Origin of the sequence: Limnofasciculus baicalensis BBK-W-15 (assembly GCF_024178385.1) — a bacterium.
In the GTDB taxonomy this organism is placed as follows: domain Bacteria; phylum Cyanobacteriota; class Cyanobacteriia; order Cyanobacteriales; family Coleofasciculaceae; genus Limnofasciculus; species Limnofasciculus baicalensis.
The window spans coordinates 5,376-10,865 of the sequence record NZ_JAMZMM010000206.1 but is presented as its reverse complement, the minus strand read 5'-3'; the positions used below and the strand labels follow the sequence as shown (position 1 = coordinate 10,865).

Here is a 5,490-nt window from a genome sequence, read left to right as displayed (position 1 = left end):
GGGGGGGGGAATGAGGAATTGCATTCTTACACCCAGAAGTCGGGTTTCTTAGAGAAACCCGACTTCTCAGCCCCTAGTAGTTTTAATGCCGCAATCTTTTCGATAATCTGGGAAAAGTCTGTCACAATATCCGCTAAATTATCTGGAGTGAGTATGGGAACGTGGACAAAGATACAGCTAATATTGATATGGTGCGATAGGGAAGCGCTGCTACCAGGAGATTGCAAATAGTTTAATATTTGGTAGTATAATCCCTCGCAAACAAACTTGCCAGAATCGTGACTTATTTCTGTTACAGCTAATCCAGCAACTAATTCCTCTAAATCTACAGATGTTTTCAGTAAAATTCTCTCTGATTTACTCTCAATCTCTGCTAAGGTAGTTGAATCTAGGGTAGATGATCTATAATAAGAATTTGCACAAGATTCCACCGTTAATATAGTGCGACTCTCCGCCATGCCACAACAAATGATAGCATGGGGCTGTAGTTCTTCAATTTTTGCGATCGCAAAACCCTTCGCTCCATCAACATCCACAGGTAGTTGCCTCAAAAAAGTTAAGGATATCCCTGGAAACTCTAACTCCTCAATGTGAGACAATAAATCATCAGATGAATTGGATTCCTGATGAGGGAGCCAAGTTTGAAAGGATGTCAAAAGGATTTTAATTGTCATGGTAAATAGCCCCCTGTAACTTATAATAAAAATAAACTAATCTAACGGAGACTCGGTTAATGCCACGAATTGCCGTGATCGACTATGATATGGGGAACCTGCACTCGGCTTGTAAAGGATTGGAGAATGCAGGCGCAACCCCTCACGTCACCGATTCCCCAATTGACATTGAACGCGCAGATGCTGTAGTTTTACCAGGAGTAGGTTCATTCGATCCAGCAGTACAACATTTGCGATCGCGTAACCTAGAACAACCAATTAAACGTGCAATTGCTAGTGGCAAACCTTTCTTAGGAATTTGTCTAGGATTGCAAATTCTCTTTGATGCTTCCGAAGAAGGAATTGAACCGGGATTAGGTATAATTCCAGGTAAAGTACGCCGCTTTCATTCGGAACCAGATATCCGAATTCCGCACATGGGTTGGAACGAATTAGAGTTTACTCAACCTAATTGTCCATTATGGCAAAAAATAGCTACCAAGTCTCAAGTTTATTTCGTCCATTCCTATTATGTAGATCCAATTGATACCACAATTCGCGCCGCCACAGTAACTCATGGTTCCCAAACCGTAACCGCTGCCATCGCCCGCGATAATTTAATGGCGGTGCAATTTCACCCGGAGAAATCATCTACAATTGGTTTACAAATTTTGTCCAATTTTGTAGCGCAAGTCAAGATAATGGTTGCTCCGTAAGCCTCTATCCGTAGGGTGCGTTATGCGCAAGCTAACGCACCCTTACTACTATACAGCGGTTCCCGCTGTTATGAGGTACAGTACCAGTAATTTTCAGGTATGTGAGGTGCAGAGAAACCCGGTTTCTCAAAGAAACCGGGTTTCTGAGGTGTACTTCATAAACCTGCAATCTGCTATATGTAATATTGCTGCATAAATCCTGTGAGGATTATTTGTGAATAAAGCGATATTATCGTCGCGACTCGCTCCTACCCCCAATCTCCTGCCCCACATCCTAGAAAGTCGTTACCAAAACTGTTACGAGGAGGATTTCCCCATCGGCTGACTCTACAATTTAATTTAAGTTAAGATTCCTCATGCTTAACGCCGTGGATTATTGCCATTCCACGGCTTTTTTCGTCTATCAGAGGTGAAATCACCGATTTATAATAGATAATGGGGAATTGGTGATTACCGTAGATATTAGAGGAAACTATGGACGAAAATTTAACAGATGAAGATATGAAGCAGCTAAAAGACTACAATTTCTTCGACCCCGAAGTTATCGAATGCCCCTATCAATTCTACAAACTGGCACGGGAACAAGCGCCAGTTATGGAACTCCCTAGTACTATCCCTACTACCAAGTTATTCCTAGTTACCCGCTATGATTTAGTGATAGAAATACTGAAAAATGTAGAAGTATTTTCCAGTAATTTTTCGTCCTTGCTGAACGGAAAAAAGGAACAAGATGCGGAACTGCAAAAGATTGCTGCTCAAGGGTGGCCTCAAGTGAACACCTTACTGACAGCAGCCGGAACACGATCGATTTCGGGTGTTAGTAAACAAAGCCTTCACAACCTCCCGTGTTAAAAAGATGGAGGATTATATTAAGCAAACTGTTGATGAAATAATTGACAGCTTCATCACCAAAGGTGAATGTGAATTTGTCAGTGAATTTGCTGTCCCTCTGCCTGTAAAAGCGATCGCAGCGCAGCTAGGTGTACCCCAAGAGGATCTGCCGAAGCTCAAGAAATGGTCAGACTCTTTCATTGCCCGTCTGAGTCGTATGATATCGAGAGAACAAGAATTAGAATCTGCCTCTGACATTGTTGCCTTTCAGCACTATTTCCATCAGGTAATAGAAGAGCGAAAGAAAGAACCCAAGGACGATCTAATCAGCGATTTGGTGCAAGCCCAGGTAGGAAGTGAACGCCCCCTGAATATGGCTGAATTGCTCAACATCATTCAGCAAATACTAGTGGCAGGTAATGAAACCATCACCAATGCGATCGCAGGTGGTATGTTATTCCTAATCCAAAACCCCTCACAGATAGCCTTAGTACAAGCAGATCCCTCCAAGAGCGAAAACTTGGTTGAGGAGATCCTGCGGATGGAAACTCCTACAGCAGGGATGTGGCGAGTTGTGCAGCAGGATACGGAAATTGACGGAATCCAAATCCCGGCAGGTTCATTGGTGATGATCCGCTTCGACTCCGCTAACCGCGATCCAGCAAAATTTCCAGATGGCGAACAGTTCGATGTCTGTCGCCACAACGCCGGAAATCATCTCGCTTTCGGTCATGGCCTTCATTTCTGTGTGGGTGCTAATCTAGCTCGCAAGGAGATGCAGGTGGCTTATGAGAGGCTGTTGCAACGACTCAAGCATATCCGATTGGCTCCAGGGAAAAATGACCTTCTCCACATCCCGAATGTACTATTGCGGGGGCTGAAGCACCTTTATATTGAGTTTGAGCGGGCTGGTTGACACTTGTAGAGATACTTCTTGAGGTTGCTAAGGATATAGAAAAAGAGGATATAGAGTTTGCGATCGCCTTTTTCCATATCTTTAGCCAAAACTGGAAAGTATTAGCTTACCTCAAACTTCTTCCCCATAACGTATATAATTTGGACAAGTTAGAAAACTGCATAATTAACAATTAGCCATTTTCGCATTTACCAGGAGGAGATCATGCTCTCATTTCTAAAACGAGTCACTCAGTTGTTAATGTTGTTAATTTTTATGAGTGTGTTTGGTGTCGGAAAAGTGAAGGCGCAGTCAATTACTCCTGCGGAGGATGGGGCTAATTCGTTGATTATTAATGATTTAATTGAATTGATTGAAACTCCACAAGGACAAGCCGAAATCAAGTTCCCATTAATCCAGATGAGACAGTTAATCAGCCCCCAATTCCCTTTAAAATAATTCCGGCACAAACTCCATCAAAATTACCGATAGTTCAATCTTCTGATGGTCATTAATGAGTTATTAATAGTTGTGTCGAATTGATTAAAAAGTAAGAAAAAACATGACAACAATATTATTTGTAGACTGTGACGGGACTATTAGAAAACCAAAAAGCAGGGCTAAGTTTATTCAAAGTCCCGATGACCAGCAAATTATTAAAGGCGCAGAGAATGCGATCGCTTCCTGGAAAGAACAGGGGTACGCTATTGTTGGGATTACTAATCAGGGTGGTGTAGCAGCAAAACACAAAACATTAGAGTCCGCGATCGCAGAGCAGCGCTATACTCTAAACTTATTCCCCTTGCTAAGTGAAATTTATTTTTGTCCAGATTATGAGGGGTTAATTTGCTGGCGAGTGACTCGTGATGGTGAGTTTAATATTACCAACAACGAGCCAGTTGAAGAGAAATACAAATTTCGTAAGCCAGGTTGTGGGATGATTTTAATGGCTTCTAATTTATTTAGTGGGAATTTAGAGGAGTGTTGGATGGTGGGAGATAGTCCTGAAGATGAAGGCGCTGCTGTTAATGCTGGGATAAGGTTTATGTGGGCTGGTGATTGGCGATTAGCCCATAAGGTTTGAGGCTTGTGGGGTGTTGTTTGGGGTTGGAGGAGGGGTGCGATCGCACTCTTTTTGTCTTTGGATAATTACCTAAAAATTATAGGAAGCAATGCTTTCCCAACAGTGCTTTCACCTGTAGTCTGGGTAAGACTGGCATTTAGGTCTTTTAGGTCTTGTTCCACTACCGCGATCGCCTCATCAAGCATTTCTTCATGGTTAGTTGGCTCGGCTTTACGCTGAATACGTGCGGCTCCCTTTTGCTGCACCACATGAGTCAATTCATGCGCCAACAATTCCTGTCCACCCTTACTTCCTGGCTGATACTCCCCCTGTTTAAAGAAAATATCCTGCCCCGTAGTAAACGCCTTTGCCTGAATTGAGCGATTAAGCTGGTCAGATTGAGCATCAGTATGAACCTTCACCCCACTAAAATCAGCCCCAAACGCCCCCTCCATCGGCTGACGCACAGATTCATCAATCCCTTGTCCACCACCTTTTGCCTGCTGGATGCCTTGTTCCACATCCTGAGTTACATTACTTCCACCACCAACGCCACCCTCACCCCGGCGCATCACAGTTATATTCGGTACTTCGGATTCTCTGGTGGTGCAGAAGGTGCAAATACAGAAATATTCCCCGCACTAGTCCCACTTTCCGCTTGCTCTTGGCTATTTTCCTCTACTTCTTCCTCTCGCTGGATTGTTGGCAATAAATTTAGAAGTCAGCCCTCAGTTGGTCACCTTCTCATAGGAGAAGAAAGAGTGCATCTACACCACATTGACGGCAACCATAGCAATTGGAAAGAAAAAAATCTGATGGTTGTTCACGAAAGCTGTCACGACTACACACATCACAAGAGCAAAACAGATTGTCGGGAGCTGGGTGCAATGAAAGTTGCACGCCCAGATCTAACAGAGAGGGGCGAGGCATAATAGCCTCCCTCGACTCTACCAGCGCTTCGCTATCGCAGATAATCCCTATTGTAACGTTTTATGACAAATTTTAAGCTTTGTAAAGCAGATGTAAAAAATCTTGATAATATAAAGAAAAGATTATCTATTGAAATAAAATAGGAATTTGAGCTATGAATGCCCAGCAACGCTGCGAGACAGGTAAAACTGACTCCACTCCTTCCAATCGATGGACTCAGATTTTTGTGGTGGCTTTAACATTATTGGGTTTAGGGTTAATTCCGATAGTTTATAGTCCAGATGCACCGGAGGCACAAAATATCATGCCAAAGGAAACAAATATTGGTCAATCTAATTAGGAAAGGATGAAGGTTGAAGGCTGAAGGTTGAAGGCTGAAGGTTGAAGGCTGAAGGTTGAAGG

General features: G+C 43.1%; 10 protein-coding genes. 7 read left to right on the top strand and 3 right to left on the bottom strand.

Features of this window, described 5'->3' with window-relative positions; genetic code table 11:
• Nucleotides 1-26 precede the first annotated feature (26 nt).
• Nucleotides 27-674: a pyroglutamyl-peptidase I family protein gene (locus NJ959_RS18700; RefSeq protein ID WP_254013252.1), complete on the bottom strand. Its 648-nt coding sequence runs from the start codon at nucleotides 672-674 to the stop codon at nucleotides 27-29.
• A gap of 59 nt (nucleotides 675-733) precedes the next feature.
• Here NJ959_RS18700 and hisH point away from each other — a divergent pair, with 59 nt between their 5' ends.
• The 6 genes from hisH (at nucleotide 734) to NJ959_RS18670 (ending at nucleotide 4,179) form a co-directional block, all read left to right on the top strand.
• Nucleotides 734-1,369, top strand: a complete 636-nt coding sequence (hisH, locus tag NJ959_RS18695; protein WP_254013251.1) for an imidazole glycerol phosphate synthase subunit HisH — start codon at nucleotides 734-736, stop codon at nucleotides 1,367-1,369.
• Between the two features lie 474 nt (nucleotides 1,370-1,843).
• On the top strand, nucleotides 1,844-2,221 hold the full coding sequence (locus NJ959_RS18690) for a cytochrome P450 (protein ID WP_254013250.1): 378 nt from the start codon (nucleotides 1,844-1,846) through the stop codon (nucleotides 2,219-2,221).
• A complete protein-coding gene (locus NJ959_RS18685; protein WP_254013249.1) occupies nucleotides 2,184-3,116 on the top strand; it encodes a cytochrome P450 in 933 nt (310 codons plus the stop codon). Before NJ959_RS18690 ends, NJ959_RS18685 begins: the two co-directional genes overlap by 38 nt.
• The gene (locus tag NJ959_RS18680; RefSeq protein WP_254013248.1) at nucleotides 3,113-3,292 is read left to right on the top strand and encodes a hypothetical protein; all 180 of its coding nucleotides are present in this window, start codon (nucleotides 3,113-3,115) and stop codon (nucleotides 3,290-3,292) included. Before NJ959_RS18685 ends, NJ959_RS18680 begins: the two co-directional genes overlap by 4 nt.
• Nucleotides 3,293-3,320: 28 nt before the next feature.
• Complete coding sequence (locus tag NJ959_RS18675; RefSeq protein ID WP_254013247.1) at nucleotides 3,321-3,554, top strand: hypothetical protein; 234 nt, start codon at nucleotides 3,321-3,323, stop codon at nucleotides 3,552-3,554.
• Nucleotides 3,555-3,657: 103 nt separating this feature from the next.
• The gene (locus tag NJ959_RS18670; RefSeq protein ID WP_254013246.1) at nucleotides 3,658-4,179 is read left to right on the top strand and encodes an HAD-IIIA family hydrolase; all 522 of its coding nucleotides are present in this window, start codon (nucleotides 3,658-3,660) and stop codon (nucleotides 4,177-4,179) included.
• A 65-nt stretch (nucleotides 4,180-4,244) separates the two neighbouring features.
• Here NJ959_RS18670 and NJ959_RS30460 read toward each other — a convergent pair whose 3' ends face one another.
• A complete protein-coding gene (locus NJ959_RS30460; RefSeq protein WP_309242662.1) occupies nucleotides 4,245-4,730 on the bottom strand; it encodes an eCIS core domain-containing protein in 486 nt (161 codons plus the stop codon).
• 5 nt (nucleotides 4,731-4,735) lie between these two features.
• Entirely contained in the window at nucleotides 4,736-4,867 is a 132-nt protein-coding gene (locus tag NJ959_RS30240; RefSeq protein ID WP_256529419.1) for a hypothetical protein, read from the bottom strand.
• Nucleotides 4,868-5,242: 375 nt separating this feature from the next.
• Between NJ959_RS30240 and NJ959_RS18660 the strand changes: the two genes are divergently transcribed.
• On the top strand, nucleotides 5,243-5,428 hold the full coding sequence (locus tag NJ959_RS18660) for a hypothetical protein (RefSeq protein WP_254013245.1): 186 nt from the start codon (nucleotides 5,243-5,245) through the stop codon (nucleotides 5,426-5,428).
• Nucleotides 5,429-5,490 lie beyond the last annotated feature (62 nt).